Raw genomic sequence first — 18,845 nt, 5'->3', positions numbered from 1 at the left:
CCCCGGCGTTTCATCCGAGCAGCAACGACGGTCCCAGGCTGACGATGCCCGGCACCAATGCCAGCAGGATGACGAAGCCCGTCATGATCAGCAGGTAGGGCATCGTGACGCGGGCGATGGTGCCGAGCGATTCCCCCGTCAGCCCCTGGATGACGAAGAGGTTGAACCCCACCGGCGGCGTGATCTGCGCCATCTCCACGGCGACGACGAGGTAGACGCCGAACCACAGCTTGTCGAAGCCCGCCGCCGTGACCAGCGGCAGCACCACCGGCAGCGTCATCACGATCATCGAGAAGCCGTCGAGGAAGCAGCCGAGGATCAGGTAGAGCAGCGTCAGCGCCACGATCAGCATCAGCGGCGAGAGGCCCCAGCTGGTGACGATCTCCGCCACCTGGCGCGGCACGCCGAGGATGGCCGCGACATTGCCCAGGATCGAGGCGCCGAGCACGATGAGCCCGATCATGCCGCAGGTCTGCGCCGCGCCAAGGCCGATGGCGCGCAGCGTCGGCCAGTTCAGCTCGCCCTGCAGGCCGCTCACCAGCACGGCGCCCAGCACGCCCACCGCGGCCGCCTCGGAGGGCGTGGCGATGCCGGCATACATCGAGCCCAGCACGCAGAGGATCAGGAACAGCGTCGGCGCCAGCTCGCGCAGCGCGGCGAAGCGCTGGCCCCAGCGCATGCCGCGCTCCTCGGCGCTCTGCGGCGGCAGCAGCCCCGGCTGCAGCGTGCTGTGCAGCATCACCCAGGCCATGAAGCAGCCGGCCAGCAGCATGCCCGGCAGAAAGCCGGCGGTGAATAGCCGCAGCACCGATTCGTCGGCCAGCACGCCGTAGATGATCATCACGCTGGAGGGCGGGATCAGGAAGCCGAGCGTGCCCGCCCCCGCCAGGCTGCCGATGGCGATCCGCCGGTCGTAGCCGCGCGCCTTCAGCTCGCTGAGCGCGATGCGGCCCACCACCTGCGTCGTCGCGGCCGAGGAGCCGGAGATCGCGGCGAAGATGGTGCAGCCCACCACGTTGACGTGCAGCAGCCGCCCCGGCAGCAGCGCCGCCCAGGGGGCGAGCCCGTTGAACAGCGAGCGCGAGAGCCGGGTGCGAAACAGGAACTCGCCCATCAGGATGAAGAGCGGCAGCGCCACCAGCTCGGAGGTGGTCAGGATGTTGAAGGTGTACTGCGCCAGCAGCCGGTCCACCGGCAGGCTGCGGAAGCCCCAGAGCAGCACCAGCGATGTGGCGATCAGCGCGATGCCGACCCAGGCGCCGACCGCCAGCATGCCGAACAGCGCGGCGAAGAGCGCGCCCATCACGCCCGTCATTCGCCGACGCTCCCGGCCTTCAGGCTCTCATCCTCGGTGGGCAGGCCGAGCAGCACCCGCACCAGCCGCGTCGCCATCTGCACGGCCAGCAGGATGGCGCCGAGCGCCAGCACGGCGTCGGGGATCCAGAGCGGCGTCAGGCTGCCGCTGGAGAGGCGGCCGCTGCTCCAGGCGCGCAGGGCGAACTGCACCAGCGCCCAGGCAAGGAAGCCGGTGACGAAGAGGCCGATCAGCGTCGCCGCCAGTTCCAGCACCAGGGTGAAGCCGCGCCCGGCGCGGGCGAGCAGGATGGCGACGCGGATATGGGTGCCGGCGCGCAGCCCCGCCGCCGCGCCGAACAGAAAGACGGCCCCCATCAGGTAGGCGCCGTATTCCCAGGCGACGGTGATCTCGCCGCCGAAGCCGGGGAATAGCTTGCCGAGCAGGCCGGCCCCCACTTCGGCCAGGATCAGCAGCAGCAGCGCCACGAGGCAGAGGGAGGCGAAGGCGCCGCTGGCCGTGGCGATGCCGTCCGAGAAGCGCAGCACCGCCGGCGCCACCCCGGAGGATGGCGCCGCCCGTGCCGGATGCAGCACGGGAGAGGCCAAATCAGGCCCTCCCGAGCTCGGCCAGGTAGGCCTCGATGATCGGCTTGGACGAGGGCACGCGCTTGATGAACTCGTCCTTCATGAAGGCGGTGCGCTTGCGCATCTCGGCGAGCATGGCCGGATCCACGTCCACCACCTGCATGCCCTCCTTGGTCAGCCGCGCCACGCTGGTGGTGTCGTCCTTGGCGGCGACATCCCAGAACTCCGGCTGCAGCTTCTTGGCCAGCGCCTCGATCTTCTCGCGGTTGGCGGCGGAAAGCTCGTTCCAGGTGTCGAGGTTGATGGTGACGAGCTGGGAGGAGAAGGTGTGGTTGGTGCGGTAGGCGATCTTCATGAACTCCCAGAAGCGCCCGTCCACGCCCGAGGTCGCCGAGGTGCAGACGCCGTCGATGCGGCCGGACGCCAGCGCGGGCACCACCTCGCCCCAGGGCATCATGGTGCCGGCGGCGCCGAGCGCGGTGCACATGTCGGCCACGCCCTTGTCCGAGGCGCGGATGCGAACGCCGCGCAGCCCGTCGAGCGAGTTGATCGGCGTCTTGAGGTGCATGTACTGCGTCGGCCAGGGCACCGTGTAGAGCATCTTCTGGTTGTTGGCCTTGGTGACGCGGTCGTATTCCGGCACGAGGTACTTATCCAGCACCTTCAGCTCGCTGAAGGAGCCGATCAGGAAGGGGATCGATTCGATGCCCATGATCGGCGCGTCGCCGATCTGCTGGTTGTTCAGCACGTCGGCCATCGGCACCAGGCCATCGCGCACGGAGCGCAGCAGCTCCGGTCCCTTGAAGCCGAGCGCGCCGCCGGAATGGACGGTGATCTGCACGGCATTGTCGGTCGCCTTGCCCACCTCGGCGGCGAAGCGCTTGGCGTTCTGGGTGTGGAAGTTGCCGTCCGGCCAGACAGTGGCCAGGTCGAGCTGGGTGGCCGCCCGGGCGGAGCGGATCAGGGCGGGGGCGGCGAGCGTGCCGAGGGCCGCCGTCATCAGGATGCGACGCGTGGTCATTCGTAAAGTCTCCCGTGAAGCTCTGCGCCGGGCTCTGCGGCCCGGCTTTTCCCTGTGGAATCCAGAAAAACCGCTATTCGGCGGCCTGTGGCGCCCCGTAGAGCCGCGCCGCCGCCTCCGGCGTCACCAGCCCGTTGCGCAGGTCGGCCGCGAGCTGCGCCGCCGGGCGCGCCTTCGGGTCGCCGAGGCCGCCGCCACCGGGGGTCAGCACCACCATCCGGTCGCCCGGCGGGATGACCTGCAGCCCCTTGCCGCGCAGCGTGGCGCCCGAGGCGAGCCCGACATGGCCCGCCGCGCCGCCGGCGCCGCCCGCCGCGCCGCGCGGCGGATAGGTGATGCGGTCGAAGGCGGCCAGCAGCTCGAAGGGCGCCTCCTCGTTGCTGGCGATCTCCATGACCTGCCCGAGCCCGCCGCGATGCGCGCCGGCGCCGCCGCTGTCCGGCCGCAGCTCCTTGCGCCAGAAGATCAGCGGCGTCTGGATCTCGACGATCTCGACCGGCGTGCCCTGCACGCCGCTGGGGAAGGCGGTGGCCGAGAGCCCGTCCTGCGCCGGGCGGCCGCCGGTGCCGCCATTGGTGGTGATGGTCAGCGCGTAGCCATGGTTCGGCCCGCGGCTCTCCCGCCGCTCGCCGCGCACGGTGATGTTCCAGAGGCAGGAGGTGCCTTCCGCCGGCACGCGATCGGGGATCGCCTGCCGCAGGCAGCCGAAGACCATGTCCGGCAGCATCTGGCCGAGGATGTGGCGCGAGGAGACCGGCGCCGGCTTTGGCGCGTTCAGCACCACCCCGCGCGGCGCGGAAACGGTGAGCGGCGCCAGCGAGCCGGCGTTGTTCGGGATCTCGGCGGCGACCACGCAGCCCAGGCCGAACACCGTATAGGCCGTGGTATAGGCCAGCGGCACGTTGATGCCGCGCCGCACCTGCTCCGAGGTGCCGGTATAGTCCACATGGATGCCGCTTTCGGAGACGGTCAGCGCGGCTTCCAGGGTCAGCGGGTGGTCGTAGCCGTCCACCGTCATGCTGTAGCGCCAGGTGCCCTTGGGCAGCTTCGCCACCTCGGCCAGCACCGCCTCGCGCGAGCGCGCGATGATGTATTCGGCGAGCGGCGCCAGCGTGTCGATGCCGAACTCCTCCATCATGGCGGAGAGGGCGCGCGCGCCGACGTCGTTGCAGGCGGCCAGCGAGTAGGTGTCGCCCTCGGTGTCCACCGGCAGCCGGGTGTTGGCGCGGATCATCGCCATCAGCGTCTCGTTGACGCGGCCCTGGTCGATGAGCTTCAGCATCGGGATGTAGAGGCCCTCCATGAAGACATCGGAGGCCTCGGGGCCGTTGCCCATGCCGCCGATGTCCATCAGGTGGCTGGTGCAGGAGAACAGGCCGACCAGCTTGCCGCGGTGGAAGGCCGGCGTGGTGATGACGAAGTCGTTCAGGTGGCCCGTGCCCATCCACGGGTCGTTGGTGATGTAGGCGTCGCCTTCCTTCATCGTCTCGACGGGGAAGTGGCGAAGGAAGTGCTTCACCGATTCCGCCATCGAGTTGACATGGCCCGGCGTGCCGGTGACGGCCTGCGCCAGCATCCGCCCCTCAAGGTCGAAGATGCCGGCGGAGATGTCGCCGCATTCGCGCACGATCGGGCTGAAGGCGGTGCGGATCAGCACCTGCGCCTGCTCGCCGACCACGGCGATCAGGCGGTTCCACATGATCTGCAGGTCGATCAGGCTCGCCTGCGGGCGGGTCTCGGTGCTCATGCCGCCTTCTGCTCCATCACGATGCAGCCGCTGCCGTCCACATGGGCATCGAAGCTGCCGGAAACGTAGGTGGTGGTCTCGTCCTCGGCGATCAGCGCCGGGCCGGGCACCACGGCGCCGGGCGCCATGGCGGTGCGGTGGTAGACCGGCACCTCCACGGCCTTCTCGCTGCGGCCGTCGAAGACCCGCCGCCGCCCGGCGGGCTCCGGCGCGGGGGCGGGCGCGACGGGCGGCGTCACCGCCGGCGGCTCGGCCACCGTGGAGACCAGCACCGACCAGTTCAGCACCTCGATCGCCGCCGCCGGAATGGCGCGGGCGAACTGCGCCGCGTACTCCGCCTCGAAGATGCGGCGCAGCTCGGCCACGTCCTCGGCGGCCAGCTCGCGGTTCGGCAGGGTCACGGTGATCTCGTGGCCCTGGCCGACATAGCGCATGAAGGCGGTGCGCCGCTCGAACAGCGGGGCGCCGCGCGCGCCGGGCTCCACCAGGGCGCGGGCCGCGTCCCCCATCTCGCCGAACAGCGCCGAGATGGCCGGGCCGTCGAAGCTCTCGTCCAGCAGGGCGTGGCGGCTGCGCACGATCTCATAGGCCACCGGCGCGGCCAGGAAGCCCACCGCCGAGCCGACGCCGGCATTGGGCGGCACCACCACGCGCGGCACGCCGACCTTCTCGGCCACCCGCGCGGCATGCAGCGGCGCGGCGCCGCCGAAGGCGATCATGGTGTGCTGCCCGATCACGGCGCCACGCTCGGCGGCGTGCACGCGGGCGGCGCTGGCCATGTTCTCGCAGACCATCTCGTAGACGGCATAGGCCGCCATGTCGGGCGAGAGGCCGAGCTTCTCGCCGATCTCGGCGCCGAGCGCCTGGCGGGAGAGCTCGGGCTGCAACGTCATGCTGCCGCCGGCGAAGCCTTCCGGCTCGATCAGGCCGAGCGCCACGTCGGCGTCGGTCACCGCCGGGCGGGTGCCGCCATGGCCGTAGCAGGCCGGACCAGGCACGGAGGAGGCGCTCTCCGGCCCCACCGTGACGCGCTGCAGCGCATCCACCTGGGCGATCGAGCCTCCGCCGGCGCCGATCTCGACCATCTCGATGACGGGGATGCGCAGCGGCAGGCCGGAGCCCTTCAGGAAGCGCGCCGTGCGGTCCACCTCGAAGAAGCGGGAGGTGGCCGGCTCGCCCTTCTCGATCAGGCAGATCTTGGCGGTGGTGCCGCCCATGTCGAAGGAGAGCACCTTCGGCTCGCCCGCCCGCAGCGCCATCTGCGCGGCGAAGATGGCGCCGCCGGCGGGGCCGGATTCCACCAGCCGCACCGGGAACTTCTGCGCCGTCTCCAGCGCGGTGAGGCCGCCGCCGGAGGTCACCAGGTAGGTGGCGCCGCGATACTGCCGCTCGCGCAGGGCGGCGGCCATGCGGCCGAGATAGCCCTCCATCAGCGGCTGCACATAGGCGTTGGCCACCGCCGTCGAGGTGCGCTCGTACTCGCGCACTTCCGGGCAGACCTCGTGCGAGAGGGTGATGGAGAGCCCGGGCATGGCGGCCTTCAGCCGGGCCCCGGCGGCGGCCTCGTGCGCCGGGTTGGCATAGGCGTGCAGGAAGGCGAAGGCGACGCTCTGCACCCCCGCCTCCTGCAGCGCCGGCACCAGCGCATCCAGCGCCGCCCCGTCCAGCGGCAGGCGCACGCGGCCCTCGGCGTCCATCCGCTCCGGCACGGTGAAGCGCAACTCGCGCGGCACCAGCGGCACCGGCTTCTCCAGCGTCAGGTCATACTGGTCGTAGCGGCTCTCGGTGCCGATCTCGAGCACGTCGCGGAAGCCCTCGGTGGCGATCAGCGCCGTCCTGGCACCGCGCCGCTCGATGATGGCGTTGGTGGCCAGCGTCGTGCCATGCACGAAGACGTCGATGTCCGAGAAGCGCAGCCCGGCATCCTGCAGAACCAGGGAGATGCCCTGCAGCACGCCCTCCTCCGGGGCGGCGGGCGTGGTCAGCACCTTGCGCGTGCGGCGCGTGCCATCGGCATCGAGGACGATGTCGGTAAAGGTGCCGCCGATATCCGCCGCCAGCCGCACGTTCGAACTCAAACTCAACTTCTGTCTCCCTGCGTTCCTGGACCGCCCGTCCGGCTGCCTCTCCGCGGCCCGACGATCCGCGCCCGCCTCCGCCATGCGCGATTGAGCCGGAGCAACCCTCGTGCCAGCATGCCCATTCCGGCGCCGCTTGGCGAGGCATGCGGTTCAACACGCGCGATTGGTTTGAACGCCGACACCTTTGCAGGTATGGCTTGCAGGCCCGCCGCGCCGCAGGGACCGACGGGTCCGCCCGGCGCCTGCGGGGCGGCCTCTTCCAGAAGGAAACGCCGCCATGCCCACCGCCCCGGCCCGTTCCGACAGCTTCGCCGCCTATCGCCCGAGCCGCGGCCGCAGTTCCCGGCTGGTTCTGCGCGGGGCCTCGATCCTGTTCTGGGGGCTGGTGACCTTCGGCCTCACCTTTGTGGAGCTGGTGGCGGAGCTGGCCGGCCCTCTGCTGCTGCTGGTGGGCGCATTGTGGTGGCTGGGCCTGCAGGCCCTGGGCAGCCTGCCGCTCGACCCGGAATTGCAGCAGTTCCTGCACTACGTCCCCGGCCAGCTGCGGGCAGGCGGGTACCTGTTCACCCCGGGCGGGCTGATCCGGCAGGGCCTGCTGCTGCTCGCGGTGGTGGCAGCCTGCCGCACGGTGAACGGCATCATCGCCCGCGAGAGCTGAGCCGGGGGCCGATTTGGCAGCGCGGGGCGGCTTGGCTATCACCCGCCCTCATCCCCGCCGGAGAAAGAGCCAGACGATGACCGAGACCCCGCCCGATCGCCTGTCGAGCAACCCGCGCAGCCCCTTCTACGACGCCGCCCTGCTGGAGCGCGGCATCGGCGTGCGGTTCAAGGGCGTCGAGAAGAACAACGTGGAAGAGTACTGCGTCAGCGAAGGCTGGGTCCGGCTGACCGTGGGCACCACCATGGACCGCAAGGGCAATCCGATGACCGTCAAGCTGCAGGGTCCGGTGGAGCCCTATTTCCGCAGCGCCTCCTGAAGGCGGAGGCGGCGCTTGGAGGTGCGTCGCGGCGCCGGCGCGCCTCAGAAGCCGTTCGGGAAGGGGGCGGCGGAAGGCGGGCGAGGGATTTTTCGTGCCATGCCGGAAGATCCTGCCGCCCCGATGCGGGGCGCCGGGGCAAGGGTCTGACGCCCCCGGCGCGGAAACGACCCGCCAGACCGACCCGCAGCCATTCTCAAACGGGCTCTCAGCCCGTGGCCACCAGCATCCGGCGGCCCTGCTGCCCGGCTTCGGCCAGCACCGTCCGGCCCAGCGGCAGGGTGATCCGGCAGGCCAGCCCGGCGCTTTCCCACCGCCGCTCCAGCTGGCCGCGCAGCTGGCTGCGCAGGGAGGTCTCGATGACGCGGGAGCCGAAGCCGCTTCGGCCCGGCGGTCCCTGCAGGACGGGGCCGCCGCCCTCCAGCCAGTCCAGCACCAGCCGGTCCGCCTCCGGGTCGATGGTCCAGCGCAGGGTCAGGGTGCCGTCCGGCCGGGAAAGGGCGCCGTATTTCGCGGCATTGGTGGCCAGCTCGTGCAGGACCATGGCCAGCGGCTGCACCACCGCGGCGGCCAGCGGCACCGGCGGCCCTTCAAGCCGGATGCTGCTGCCGGCATGGCACCGCACCGTCGCATAGGGGGCGAATTCCCGCTCGGCGATGGCGCGCAGCTCGGCTCCCGTCCAGCCCTCCTGCGCCAGCAGCGCATGGGCGCGGGCCAGCGCGGCGATGCGCGCCTCCACGGCGGCGACGAATGCCCGCGGCTCCTCCGTCCGGGTCAGCCGCACCACGGACTGCACGACGGAGAGCACGTTCCTGGCGCGGTGGTCCACCTCGCGCGCCAGCAGCCGCTGCAGCTCGGCGGCGCGGCGCTGGGCGTCGGTGTCCTCCACCACCCCCGCCCATTCCAGCAGCCGGCCCTCCGGCCCGAGCACCGGCACACCGCGGCTGCGGACCCAGAGCCAGGCGCCGTCGCGCCGTCGGACGCGGAACTGCACGTCCACCGGCCGGCGCCCCGCGAAGGCGGCGCGCCAGCCCGTCAGGACGGGAACCGCGTCCTCCGGGTGGAGGGCGGCGGTCCAGCCGGTGCCCTGGAGTTGCTCCCGCGTCTGCCCGGTCAGCAGTTCCCAGCCGCGGCTTTCCAGGACGTTGCCGGCCGCATCGGCCTGCCACAGCGCGACCGCTCCGGCCTCGGCCAGGGCGCGGCACCGCCGCTCGCTGGCCCTCAGCGCCTCCACCGCGCGCCGCTCCGCCTCCATCTGCCGCCGCAGCGTCACCGCGGCGGCGGCCAGGGCGCGCTGCAGGGCGGCGAACTCCTTGACGTCCGAGGTCTCGGCCACCGCGGCGAGCAGGGCGAGGTCCCTGCCCTGCGCGACCGCCTCCGCCTGACGCTGCAGCACCGCCACCGGCGACAGCACGCGCCGGCCGAGCTGCCGCGCAGCCAGCATCGCCAGCAGCGCCGCGGCCAGTCCGCCGAAGGCGAGCGCCATCAGCGGGCGGTTCCAGGTGGCCCGCGAGGCCGCGAGCGGCGCGGCGACAACAATGTTCCAGCCGGGCAGCCCCGCGATGGTGCGAAAGGCGTAGAGCACCTCCTCGCCCTCCAGCGTCCGCCCCTCGCCGCCGCCCATGCTGCGGTGCTGCATCGCCTGGACCAGCGTTGCCGGGATGGCGGCGCCGCTGAGGCGCTCGGCGGCGCGCGAGCGGGCGACGAGGATGTGGCGGCTGTCGATCAGCGCGGCGAAGGTCTCCCCCGTCAGATCGGGCGTCGCCAGCAGGCGGGACAGGCTGGCCGGCTCGATCCTGCCGCTCACCACCGCCAGGACCTGCCCGTCCCGGACCACCGGGCTGTTCACCATCACGGTAGGGGGGCCGGAAGCCGGGCCCGCCAGCAGGGCGCTGACCGCGGGGCGCCCGGCATCCAGGGCCATGCGCGCCGCGGCGGCCGCCGAGGGGGCAAGCGCCGGGGGGGCAAGCAGCGTGGCGCCCAGGGGGTTGCCGGTGTCGAGGCGGATGCGGAGGTCGGGCCCGATCAGCGCGATCGACGCCCCGACCGCCTCCGCCGCGCGGCGGGCATGACTGTTGAAGAACGCGAGGTCGCCCTCCAGCCCCGCATCCAGCGCCGGCGAGGCCGCCAGGCTCGCCACGACGCCCCGGTGCCGTTCCATCTCGCGCTCGACGGCGAGCCCCAGCGCGCGGGTGGTGTCCTGCAGGCGGTCCTGCAGGGCACGGTCGTACGACGCCAGTGCCAGCCAGGCGCCGGCCGCGCCCACGGAAAGCGCCGGCACCAGCGCGACAAGCGCCAGGACGAGGAGCGGGAGCCAGAGTCCGCGCGGATGCTTCGGCCGCAGCAGCTTGCCCAGTCCCTGCCGTCCGCGCATGGTTCGCCTCGACCTGTGTTCTCGCGACCGCCGTCAACCGCTGAAGGTGGCCGCGGAGCTGTGTGCCCGTTGTGATGCTGTTCTCGCGGCGAGGTTGAGCACGGAAAAGTGAATAAACTCTTCACCGGCACGCCCGCGCCCGCGCTGAACCTCCAGGCCGGGCCAAAGCTTCCCGCCATCACTCCGAGCCTGCCGGCGCCCGGCCGGAACGCCGCAGCACACCCCCTCCGCCAACACCTACGGGAGGCGCCGCTTCATGGATGACATTGACCGCCGGCTGCTGGCCTTGCTGCAGGCGGATGCCACCCTCTCCGTCGCCCAGCTCGCCGACCGGGTGGGGCTTTCCCCCACCCCCTGCTGGAAGCGGGTGCAGAAGCTGGAGGCCGCCGGCGTGATCACCCGCCGCGTGGCGCTGGTCGCGCCGGAGGCGGTGGGGCTCGGCCTGCATGTCTTCGTCGCCATCGAGGCGGGCGAGCACAGCCCGGCCTGGATGGCCCGCTTCCGCGAGGCGGTCGCCGCCATGCCGGAGGTGATGGAGGTGTACCGGATGGCCGGCGAGGTGGACTACATGCTGCGCGTCGCGGTGGCCGACATGGCGGCCTATGACGCCTTCTACCGCCGGCTGGTCGAAGCCGTGCCGATGCGCGATGTCACCTCGCGATTCGCCATGGAGCGGATCAAGCACACCACCGCCTACCCGCTGGGCGGCCCCGCCTTCCGCGACCGCGCCGCGCCGGAGCCGGCGAAGGAATAGAATTTCCTTCACGGGCCTCGCGACGACAAGATCATGCTGCGGCGCCGGGAAAGTTTGAAAAACACCTCTCTTTCGCCAAAGCCCTGCGATCCTTAGCTTTTTTGGCGATGCAACATCCCGCCCCCCTGCCGGTGTCCTGGCTGGCGCGCGGCAGGGCCGACCCCGCGATGCGCTGTCGGCGCTGACCCGCCAACCCTCGCCCCCGCCTCCGAACCCGCCCTGAACGCGGCCGCGGCCGCGAAGGAGCCCGCATGCCCGACACCCAAGTGGCGGCCGCCCCGCGCCAGCTCGCGCCCCGCGCCTCCGCCACCACCGCGCCGGCCCGCCTTCCGGCCACCGCCCGCAAGCCCGCCGCCCAGCGCTGGCGCCGCTTCGCCTCGCCGCTGGTGCTGGTGGTGCTCTGGCAGGCCGCCTCCATGGCCGGGCTGATCCCGCCGCGCACCCTGGCCGCGCCGACCACCGTCCTGGCCAGCACCTGGGAGCTGATCGAGACCGGCGAGCTGCCCTATCACCTGCTGGTTTCGCTCGGCCGCGTGCTGACCGGCTTCACCCTCGGCGTCACCACCGGCGCCGCGCTGGCGCTGGTCGCCGGCCTGTCCCGCCTCGGCGAGGAGGTGGTGGACGCGCCGATGCAGATGCTGCGCACCATGCCCTTCCTGGCCCTGGTGCCGCTCTTCATCCTGTGGTTCGGCATCGGCGAGACGCCGAAGATCGCGCTCGTCGCGCTCGGCGCCACCTTCCCCGTGTATCTCACCCTGTTCGCCGGCATCCGCGGCACCGACCCGAAGCTGGCCGAGGCCGCCCGCGTCTTCGGCCTCGACCGGCGCGGGCTGATCCGCCACGTCATCCTGCCCGGCGCCCTGCCCTCGGCGCTGGTCGGGCTGCGCTACGCGCTCGGCAGCGCCTGGCTCTCCCTGGTGATCGCCGAGCAGATCAACGCCACCGCCGGCATCGGCTTCCTGATCAACGATGCGCGCGAGTTCCTGCGCACCGACGTCATCGTGGTCGGCCTGGTGGTCTACGCACTGCTCGGCCTCGGCGCCGACGCGCTGGTGCGCCTGGTCGAGCGCCGCGCCCTGGCCTGGCGCCCCGGCCTGCTGAAGGCATGAGACCGATGGACATGCACGCCCCCGCCTTCGCCACGCACGACCCGCTGCGGGTCCGCAACCTGACCCGCCGCTTCGGCGAGAACACGGTGCTGGACGCGCTGAACCTCGACCTCGCGCCCGGCAGCTTCACCGCGCTCCTCGGCCGCAGCGGCTCGGGCAAGACCACGCTGCTGCGCACCCTGGCCGGGCTGGACGAGGCGCCGCACGAGGCGCGGCTCGACCTGCCCCGCCCCGCGGCGGTGGTGTTCCAGGAGCCGCGCCTGCTGCCCTGGAAGAAGGTCTGGCAGAACGTGGTGCTCGGGCTGCCCTCGGCCGGCGCGCGCCGCCGCGCCGCGCAGGCGCTGACCGAGGTCGGCCTCGACCACCGCCAGGACGTCTGGCCTGCCACCCTTTCCGGCGGCGAGGCGCAGCGCGCCGCCCTGGCCCGTGCCCTGGTGCGCGAGCCGCGCCTGCTGCTGCTCGACGAGCCCTTCGCCGCGCTGGACGCGCTGACCCGCATCCGCATGCACGCGCTGGTGCTGGACCTCTGGCGCCACCACGGGCCGACCACGCTGATCGTCACCCATGACGTGGACGAGGCGGTGCTGCTGGCCGACCGCGTGCTGGTGCTGGATGGCGGCCGCATCGCCGCCGACATCGCGGTGGACCTGCCGCGCCCGCGCGCCCATGCCGATGCCGGCTTCGCGGCGCTGCGCCGCCGCCTGCTGACGGAACTCGGCGTGGACCAGCAGGAGGCGGCGTGATGGACGGCCTGCTGCTGCGCCCGCCTTCCTTCCAGACCCTGGCGCGGGACTTCGCCGCCACCGCCGCGCGGCACGACCGCGAGGCCAGCTTCCCGCGCCAGAACTTCCGCGCGCTGCACGCGGCCGGGCTGCTTGGCCTGACCGTGCCGCGCGAGCATGGCGGCGGCGGCGGCGGGCTGGCGCGGAGCGCCGCCGTGGTCGGCGCCATCGCCGAGGGCTGCCCGGCCACCGCCCTGGTGCTGGCCATGCAGCTCATCCAGCACCACATGATCGGCCGCGAGGCCGGCTGGGCAGGGCTCGCCGCCCGGCTCGGCGAGGGCGCCGCGCGGCGCGGCGAGCTGGTCAACGCGCTGCGGGTGGAGCCCGAGCTCGGCACCCCGGCGCGCGGCGGCCTGCCGGCCACCCGGCTGCGCCGGCACGGCGAGGGCTGGGTGCTTTCCGGCCGCAAGATCTACGCGACCGGCGCGCCGGGCCTGCACTGGATGCTGGTCTTCGCCGCCACCGAGGAGGACGAGCCGCGCACCGGCCTCGTGCTGGTGCCGGCCAATGCCCGCGGCGTGCGCATCGAGGAAAGCTGGGACCAGGCCGGGCTGCGCGCCTCGGGCAGCCATGACGTGGTGTTCGAGGGCGTCGCCCTGCCGCCGGAGAACGCCCCCGACCTGCGCCCTTCCGCCGCATGGGGCCGGCCGGACGCCAGCCAGGCGGCCTGGAACACGCTGCTGATCGCCGCCCTCTACACCGGCGTGGCGCGCGCCGCGCGGAACTGGCTGGTCGAGTTCCTGAACGCGCGCAGGCCCGCCAACCTCGGCGCCGCGCTGGCCACCCTGCCGCGCATGCAGGAGGCGGTCGGCCGCATCGAGGCGCGGCTGCTGGCCAATGACCGGCTGGCCGCCGATGCCGCCGCCGCGGAGGATCGCGGCGAGGGCCTCTCCGCCGCGCAGACCGGGCTGATCAAGACCATCGCCGCCGAGAACGCCATCGAGGTGGTGCAGCAGGCCATCGCGCTCTGCGGCAACCACGGCCTGGCGCGCGGCAACCCGCTGGAGCGCCACCTGCGCGACGTGCTCTGCGCCCGCATCCATACCCCGCAACCCGATGCCGCCCATCTCGCCGCCGGGCGCCTCGCCCTCGGCCAAAGCTGAAGGAGGACCCCATGACGCAAGCAACGGACGTCGAATTCATCGGCATGGTGCAGCCGCGCCAGCAGTCCGAGATCCATCCGGCCCAGGGCCCGGCGATCGACCCCGGCTATTTGCGCGCCTCGGTCGAGGCGCATGACCAGGGCGGCTTCGACCGCATCCTGATCGGCTGGTACAGCAACGGGCCGGACGGGCTGCTGCTCGCCTCGCACGCGGCGGCCTACAGCTCGAAGGTCGGCTTCCTGGTGGCCCACCGGCCGGGCTTCCAGTCGCCCACCAACGCCGCCCGCGCCTTCGCCACGCTGGACCAGCTCAGCAATGGCCGCGCCGCCATCCACGTCATCTCCGGCGGCGACGACGCCGACCAGGCGCGCGACGGCGACTGGCTCGGCAAGGACGACCGCTACGCCCGCACGGACGAGTACGTCTCCATCCTGAAATCGGTCTGGACCGGCAGCGGCCCGGTGGACCATGAGGGCGCCTACTACCGCATCAAGGGCGCCTCGCCCGAGGTGCGCACGGTGCAGCAGCCGCGCATCCCGATCTATTTCGGCGGCGCTTCGGAGGCCGCGCTGCGCGTCGCCGGCAGGCATGCCGACGTCTATGCGCTCTGGGGCGAGACGCATGCCCAGGTGCGCGAGATCGTCACCCGCGTGCGCGCCGAGGCGGCGAAGCACAGGCGCGAGGTGCGCTTCAGCCTCTCCTTCCGCCCGATCCTGGCGGAAACCGAGGAGGAAGCCTGGGCCAAGGCCGACGCCATCCTGCAGCGCGTGCGTGCGGTGCGCGGCCAGGCGGCGCTCGGGCGCGGCCCCGGGCCGCAGAACGCCGGCTCGCAGCGCCTGCTCGCCGCCGCCGCGCTGGGCGACCGGCCGGAGGGGCGGCTCTACACCGCCATCGCCCGCGAGACCGGCGCGCGCGGCAACACCACCGCGCTGGTCGGCACGCCGCAGCAGGTGGCGGAGGCTTTCCTCGAATACCACGACCTCGGCGTCACCACCTTCCTGATCCGCGGCTTCGAGCCGCTGGAGGACGCCGTGGAATACGGGCGGTCGCTGCTGCCCCTCACCAGGCGGCTGGTGGCCGAGCGCCTCGCCCGCCGCAACAACAACCTTCAGGCGGCGGAGTGACCATGCTGCAACGACGCACCTTCCTCACCGCCGGCGGCGCCGGCCTGCTGACCCTCGCCGCGCCGCGCCTCCTGCGCGCCGAAACCCCGCTGCGCGTCGGCGACCAGCGCGGCAATGCCCGCGCGGTGATGCAGGCGGCCGGTGTGCTGAAGGACATCGAGGGCCGCATCGCCTGGAGCGAGTTCCCCGCCGCCGCGCCGCTGGTGGAGGCGCTGAACGCCGACGCCATCGACACCGGGCTGGTGGGCGACGCGCCCTTCACCTTCGGCGCCGCCGCCGGCGTGCCGATCAAGGCCATCGCCGCCACGCGCGAGGGCGGCGAGGGCCTCGCCATCCTGGTGCCGAAGGACAGCCCGGCGCGGAGCTTCGCCGACCTGAAGGGCAAGCGCATCGCCACCGGGCGGGGCTCGATCGGCCACCAGCTCGTGCTGGCGGCGCTGGAGCATGCCGGCTGGCCGCAGGACGCGGTGCAGCTCGTCTTCCTGCTGCCCTCCGACGCCAAGGCGGCCTACAGCAGCGGCGCGGTGGAGGCCTGGTCCACCTGGGAGCCCTATGTCTCGCAGGAGGAGGTGCTGGCCGGCTCGCGCGCGGTGGTGGACAGCGGCGCGCTGAAGATGGCGCGGATGAGCTTCCAGGCGGCGCGCGAGGACGCCATCAAGGCCCGCCGGCCGGAACTGGCCGACTTCGTCCGCCGGCTGGCCGCGGCGCGCGCCTGGGCGAACGACAACATCCCCTCCTACGCCAACACCTGGTCGGGGCTGATGAACGTCCCCGAGCCGGTGGCGCAGCGCTGGTTCGAGCGCGCGCGCACCCGCGTCGTGCCGATCGACGACAGCGTGGTGCGGGACGAGCAGTGGAACATCGACCTCTACACCCGCGCGAAGCTGGTGCGCCGTCCGGTGAAGGCCGCCGACATCCTCGACCGCAGCTTCAACGACGCGGTCCAGGCCGGGCTCAAGGCGAGCTGAGGCGCCCGCACGGAGCACGCGGCACGGGCCGGGGGCGGCAGCGCCCCCGGCCCGTCATGCGTCGGCCGGCCCTGGCAGCGTGGCGTTGCTCCACAGCACGCGGGTGACACCGGCGGCCGCATTGGCGAAGCCGTGCGGCACGGTGCTGGGAAAGCCGAAACTGTCCCCCTCGTTCAGCCAGTGGTCGGTGCGGTCCACCGTCAGCAGCAGGCGGCCCTGCAGCACCATGCCCGCCTCCTGCCCGGCATGGGCATAGAGCCCCTCCCCCGTGCGCGCCCCGGGCTCCAGTGTCACCAGGTAGAGCGTCAGGCCGGGCGCGCCCGGCGGCGTCAGCGCCTGCTTGCTGATGCCCTGGTGGAAGGCGACGTCCCGCCGCTGCGCCACCCGCACCACCGGCCCGGCGGGCTCCGCCGCGGGCTGCACGGGCTCCAGCAGCTGGGCCAGGGTGGCCTCCAGCGCCTCCGCGACGCGGATCAGGTCGCGTAGCGTGGGCGAGGACAGCCCGCGCTCGATCTGGCTGAGGAAGCCGAGCGAAAGCTGCGCCCGCGCCGCCACCTCCTGCAGGGACAGGCCCCGTTGCCGCCGCAGCCGCCGCAGCTGGCCGCCCATCGAGGCGTCAAGGGGGTCCACCATGCGCTCCGCCGCAGTTTCCACCGAGATGAAGTCCCTTCCTGGAATTTCATGGATATGAAATTTCGCCTTGCGAGGCCAGCGCCCCTGTGCGCCAATCACGCGAGCGTTCAAGCGAAGGGGGAGTTGGCGATGATCGCACGCCGGGCCTTGCTGGGTGGCACCGCACTGGCGCTGGGGGCAGCCGCGCTGCCGGCCCGCGCCCAGGGACAGACGCTGAAGGTCGGCTCGACGCCGACCGGCGTGCCTTTCACCTTCCTCGACACCAAGACCAACACCATCACCGGCTTCATGGTCGATCTGATCGAGGCGATCGGGAAGGGCCAGGGCTTCGCCGTCGATGTGCAGGCGACGCCCTTTGCGGCGCTGATCCCCTCCCTCACCACCAGCCGCATCGACATCATCGCCGCCGCCATGACGGCGACCCCGGCGCGGCGCGAGCAGATCGACTTCTCCGACCCGGTCTATTCCTATGGCGAGGGCGCGGTGGTGAAGCCGGGCGCGACGCTGCCCGGCAAGACCATGGCGGAGATGAAGGGGCTCACCGCCGGCGCGCAGCTCGGCACCACCTATGCCGAGGCGGCGAAGAAGGCCGGGCTCGAGGTCCGCACCTATGACAGCGTGGCCGACATCATCCGCGACGTCTCGCTCGGCCGCATCCAGGTGGGCTTCGGCGACGGGCCGATCGTCGGCTACCAGATCGCCCAGGGCAGCTTCAAGGGCGTCGAGCTGCTGCCGGGCTACAAGCCCTCGGTGGTCGGCACCATCAACATCGGCACCCGCAAGGGCGACCCGGTGATGGCGAAGATCAACGACGGGCTGCACAAGGCGCTCTCCGACGGCACGGTGGACAAGCTGATCGCCAAGTGGAACCTGCCGCCCGCCGCGCAGGGATGAGCTTCGAAAGCTTCCTGACCTCGGCACGGGACTTCCTGCCGATCCTGCTGCAGGGCGTGTGGGTGACCATCGCCCTCACGCTCTGCGCCCTGGTGCTCGCCACCCTGCTCGGGCTGCTCTGGGCGCTGATGCGCACCTCCGGCACGCGCTGGCTGGAATGGCCGGCCAAGGCGGTGGTGAACACGCTGCGCGGCATCCCGATCATCGTGCAGCTCTTCTACATCTACTTCGTGCTGCCCGAGCTCGGCCTGGACCTCACCGCCTTCCAGGCCGGCGTCATCGGCCTCGGCGTCGCCTATTCGGCCTATATGGGCGAGGTGTTCCGCTCCGGCATGCTGGCGGTCGATCCCGGCGCGGTGGAGGCGGCGGAGAGCCTCGGCATCCCGCGCTTCCGCATCATGACGCGGGTGGTGCTGCCGCAGGCCGTGCGCATCGTCCTGCCGCCCTATGGCAACATGCTGATCATGATGCTGAAGGACAGCAGTCAGGCGAGCGTCATCACCGTCGCCGAGATCTCCACGCAGTCCCGCCTGATCGCCGCCTCCACCTTCAAGAACCAGGAGGTCTTCACCCTGGCGGCGCTGCTCTACCTGGCGCTCAGCGTGCCGCTGATCATCCTGGTCGGGCAGTTGGAGAAGAGGTTCGGCCGGGCATGATCGAGATCGAGGCGGTCGAGAAGAGCTACGGGCCGCTGCGGGTGCTGAAGGGCATCTCGCTGCGCGTGCCGGAGGGCAAGGTGGTCTGCGTCATCGGCCCCTCCGGCTCCGGCAAGTCCACCCTGCTGCGCTGCGTGAACGGGCTGGAGGGCTACCAGGGCGGCGCCATCCGCGTGGACGGGCGGCTTGTGGACCGCGGCCGCAAGGCGGAGATCCGCGCGGTGCGGCAGCGCGTCTGCATGGTGTTCCAGCGCTTCAACCTGTTCGGCCACCGCACCGCGCTGGAGAACGTCACGGAGGGCCCGATCTACGCCCTCGGCGAACCACGCCAGCAAGCCGAGGCGGGCGGGCGCGAGCTGCTGGCGCGGGTCGGCCTGTCCGGCAAGGAGGGCACTTACCCCGCGCAGCTCTCGGGCGGGCAGCAGCAGCGCGTCGCCATCGCCCGCGCGCTGGCCATGCGCCCGCAGGCCGTGCTGTTCGACGAGCCGACCAGCGCCCTCGACCCCGAGCTGGTGGGCGAGGTGCTGGCCGTCATGCGCGACCTGGCCCGCGAGGGCATGACCATGATGGTGGTGACGCACGAGATCGCCTTCGCCCGCGAGGTGGCCGACCATGTGGTCTTCATGGACCATGGCGTCGTCGTCGAGGAGGGGCCGCCGGACGAGGTGCTGGCCACCCCGCGCGAGCCGCGCACCCAGGAATTCCTCCGCCGCGTGTTGCGGCCGCTGGATTGAACAGGCC

At 72.4% G+C, this 18,845-nt stretch carries 18 protein-coding genes; 11 read left to right on the top strand and 7 right to left on the bottom strand.

All coding sequences use genetic code 11. The annotated features are described in order from the left end of the window. Positions 1-10 precede the first annotated feature (10 nt). The 5 genes from E0493_RS06015 to E0493_RS05995 form a co-directional block, all read right to left on the bottom strand. A complete protein-coding gene (locus E0493_RS06015; protein WP_160936030.1) occupies positions 11-1,315 on the bottom strand; it encodes a TRAP transporter large permease in 1,305 nt (434 codons plus the stop codon). Then, on the bottom strand, positions 1,312-1,902 hold the full coding sequence (locus E0493_RS06010; protein ID WP_160936029.1) for a TRAP transporter small permease subunit: 591 nt from the start codon (positions 1,900-1,902) through the stop codon (positions 1,312-1,314). The genes E0493_RS06015 and E0493_RS06010 overlap by 4 nt, the downstream gene beginning before the upstream one ends. A gap of 1 nt (position 1,903) precedes the next feature. Further along, positions 1,904-2,902, bottom strand: a complete 999-nt coding sequence (locus tag E0493_RS06005) for a TRAP transporter substrate-binding protein (protein ID WP_160936028.1) — start codon at positions 2,900-2,902, stop codon at positions 1,904-1,906. Positions 2,903-2,975: 73 nt separating this feature from the next. Next, positions 2,976-4,649: a hydantoinase B/oxoprolinase family protein gene (locus tag E0493_RS06000; RefSeq protein ID WP_160936027.1), complete on the bottom strand. Its 1,674-nt coding sequence runs from the start codon at positions 4,647-4,649 to the stop codon at positions 2,976-2,978. Beyond that, complete coding sequence (locus E0493_RS05995; protein ID WP_160936026.1) at positions 4,646-6,733, bottom strand: hydantoinase/oxoprolinase family protein; 2,088 nt, start codon at positions 6,731-6,733, stop codon at positions 4,646-4,648. Before E0493_RS05995 ends, E0493_RS06000 begins: the two co-directional genes overlap by 4 nt. Positions 6,734-7,007: 274 nt before the next feature. Here E0493_RS05995 and E0493_RS05990 point away from each other — a divergent pair, with 274 nt between their 5' ends. After that, positions 7,008-7,388: a hypothetical protein gene (locus E0493_RS05990; protein WP_160936025.1), complete on the top strand. Its 381-nt coding sequence runs from the start codon at positions 7,008-7,010 to the stop codon at positions 7,386-7,388. 76 nt (positions 7,389-7,464) lie between these two features. After that, complete coding sequence (locus E0493_RS05985; RefSeq protein ID WP_160936024.1) at positions 7,465-7,707, top strand: DUF3297 family protein; 243 nt, start codon at positions 7,465-7,467, stop codon at positions 7,705-7,707. A 208-nt stretch (positions 7,708-7,915) separates the two neighbouring features. Here E0493_RS05985 and E0493_RS05980 read toward each other — a convergent pair whose 3' ends face one another. After that, positions 7,916-10,081, bottom strand: a complete 2,166-nt coding sequence (locus E0493_RS05980) for an HWE histidine kinase domain-containing protein (RefSeq protein WP_160936023.1) — start codon at positions 10,079-10,081, stop codon at positions 7,916-7,918. 256 nt (positions 10,082-10,337) lie between these two features. On the opposite strand from E0493_RS05980, the gene E0493_RS05975 reads away from it, so the two are divergent. The 6 genes from E0493_RS05975 (at position 10,338) to E0493_RS05950 (ending at position 15,921) form a co-directional block, all read left to right on the top strand. After that, positions 10,338-10,835, top strand: coding sequence for an Lrp/AsnC family transcriptional regulator (locus E0493_RS05975; RefSeq protein ID WP_160936022.1), 498 nt, complete (start codon positions 10,338-10,340; stop codon positions 10,833-10,835). Between the two features lie 251 nt (positions 10,836-11,086). Then, a complete protein-coding gene (locus tag E0493_RS05970) occupies positions 11,087-11,944 on the top strand; it encodes an ABC transporter permease (protein ID WP_160936021.1) in 858 nt (285 codons plus the stop codon). 5 nt (positions 11,945-11,949) lie between these two features. Next, positions 11,950-12,687, top strand: coding sequence for an ABC transporter ATP-binding protein (locus E0493_RS05965; RefSeq protein WP_202396941.1), 738 nt, complete (start codon positions 11,950-11,952; stop codon positions 12,685-12,687). Next, positions 12,687-13,829: an acyl-CoA dehydrogenase family protein gene (locus E0493_RS05960; RefSeq protein ID WP_202396940.1), complete on the top strand. Its 1,143-nt coding sequence runs from the start codon at positions 12,687-12,689 to the stop codon at positions 13,827-13,829. Before E0493_RS05965 ends, E0493_RS05960 begins: the two co-directional genes overlap by 1 nt. Positions 13,830-13,840: 11 nt before the next feature. After that, positions 13,841-14,953 carry an LLM class flavin-dependent oxidoreductase gene (locus E0493_RS05955; RefSeq protein WP_160936018.1) on the top strand — a complete coding sequence of 371 codons (1,113 nt, stop codon included), beginning with the start codon at positions 13,841-13,843 and terminating at the stop codon, positions 14,951-14,953. 2 nt (positions 14,954-14,955) lie between these two features. Then, positions 14,956-15,921 carry an ABC transporter substrate-binding protein gene (locus E0493_RS05950; RefSeq protein WP_160936017.1) on the top strand — a complete coding sequence of 322 codons (966 nt, stop codon included), beginning with the start codon at positions 14,956-14,958 and terminating at the stop codon, positions 15,919-15,921. A gap of 54 nt (positions 15,922-15,975) precedes the next feature. Here E0493_RS05950 and E0493_RS05945 read toward each other — a convergent pair whose 3' ends face one another. Beyond that, a complete protein-coding gene (locus E0493_RS05945; protein WP_160936016.1) occupies positions 15,976-16,554 on the bottom strand; it encodes a helix-turn-helix domain-containing protein in 579 nt (192 codons plus the stop codon). A 129-nt stretch (positions 16,555-16,683) separates the two neighbouring features. On the opposite strand from E0493_RS05945, the gene E0493_RS05940 reads away from it, so the two are divergent. The 3 genes from E0493_RS05940 to E0493_RS05930 are packed head-to-tail and all read left to right on the top strand — an operon-like array spanning position 16,684 to position 18,838. Beyond that, complete coding sequence (locus E0493_RS05940) at positions 16,684-17,448, top strand: ABC transporter substrate-binding protein (RefSeq protein ID WP_160936015.1); 765 nt, start codon at positions 16,684-16,686, stop codon at positions 17,446-17,448. Next, positions 17,445-18,104 carry an amino acid ABC transporter permease gene (locus E0493_RS05935; protein ID WP_160936014.1) on the top strand — a complete coding sequence of 220 codons (660 nt, stop codon included), beginning with the start codon at positions 17,445-17,447 and terminating at the stop codon, positions 18,102-18,104. The genes E0493_RS05940 and E0493_RS05935 overlap by 4 nt, the downstream gene beginning before the upstream one ends. Then, on the top strand, positions 18,101-18,838 hold the full coding sequence (locus E0493_RS05930) for an amino acid ABC transporter ATP-binding protein (protein ID WP_160936013.1): 738 nt from the start codon (positions 18,101-18,103) through the stop codon (positions 18,836-18,838). The genes E0493_RS05935 and E0493_RS05930 overlap by 4 nt, the downstream gene beginning before the upstream one ends. Positions 18,839-18,845: the final 7 nt, after the last annotated feature.

It is taken from the genome of Teichococcus coralli (assembly GCF_009829925.1).
Taxonomy (GTDB): Bacteria; Pseudomonadota; Alphaproteobacteria; order Acetobacterales; family Acetobacteraceae; genus Pseudoroseomonas; species Pseudoroseomonas coralli.
The sequence above is the reverse complement of the archived record's forward strand: the minus strand, read 5'-3'. Positions and strand labels throughout refer to the sequence as shown.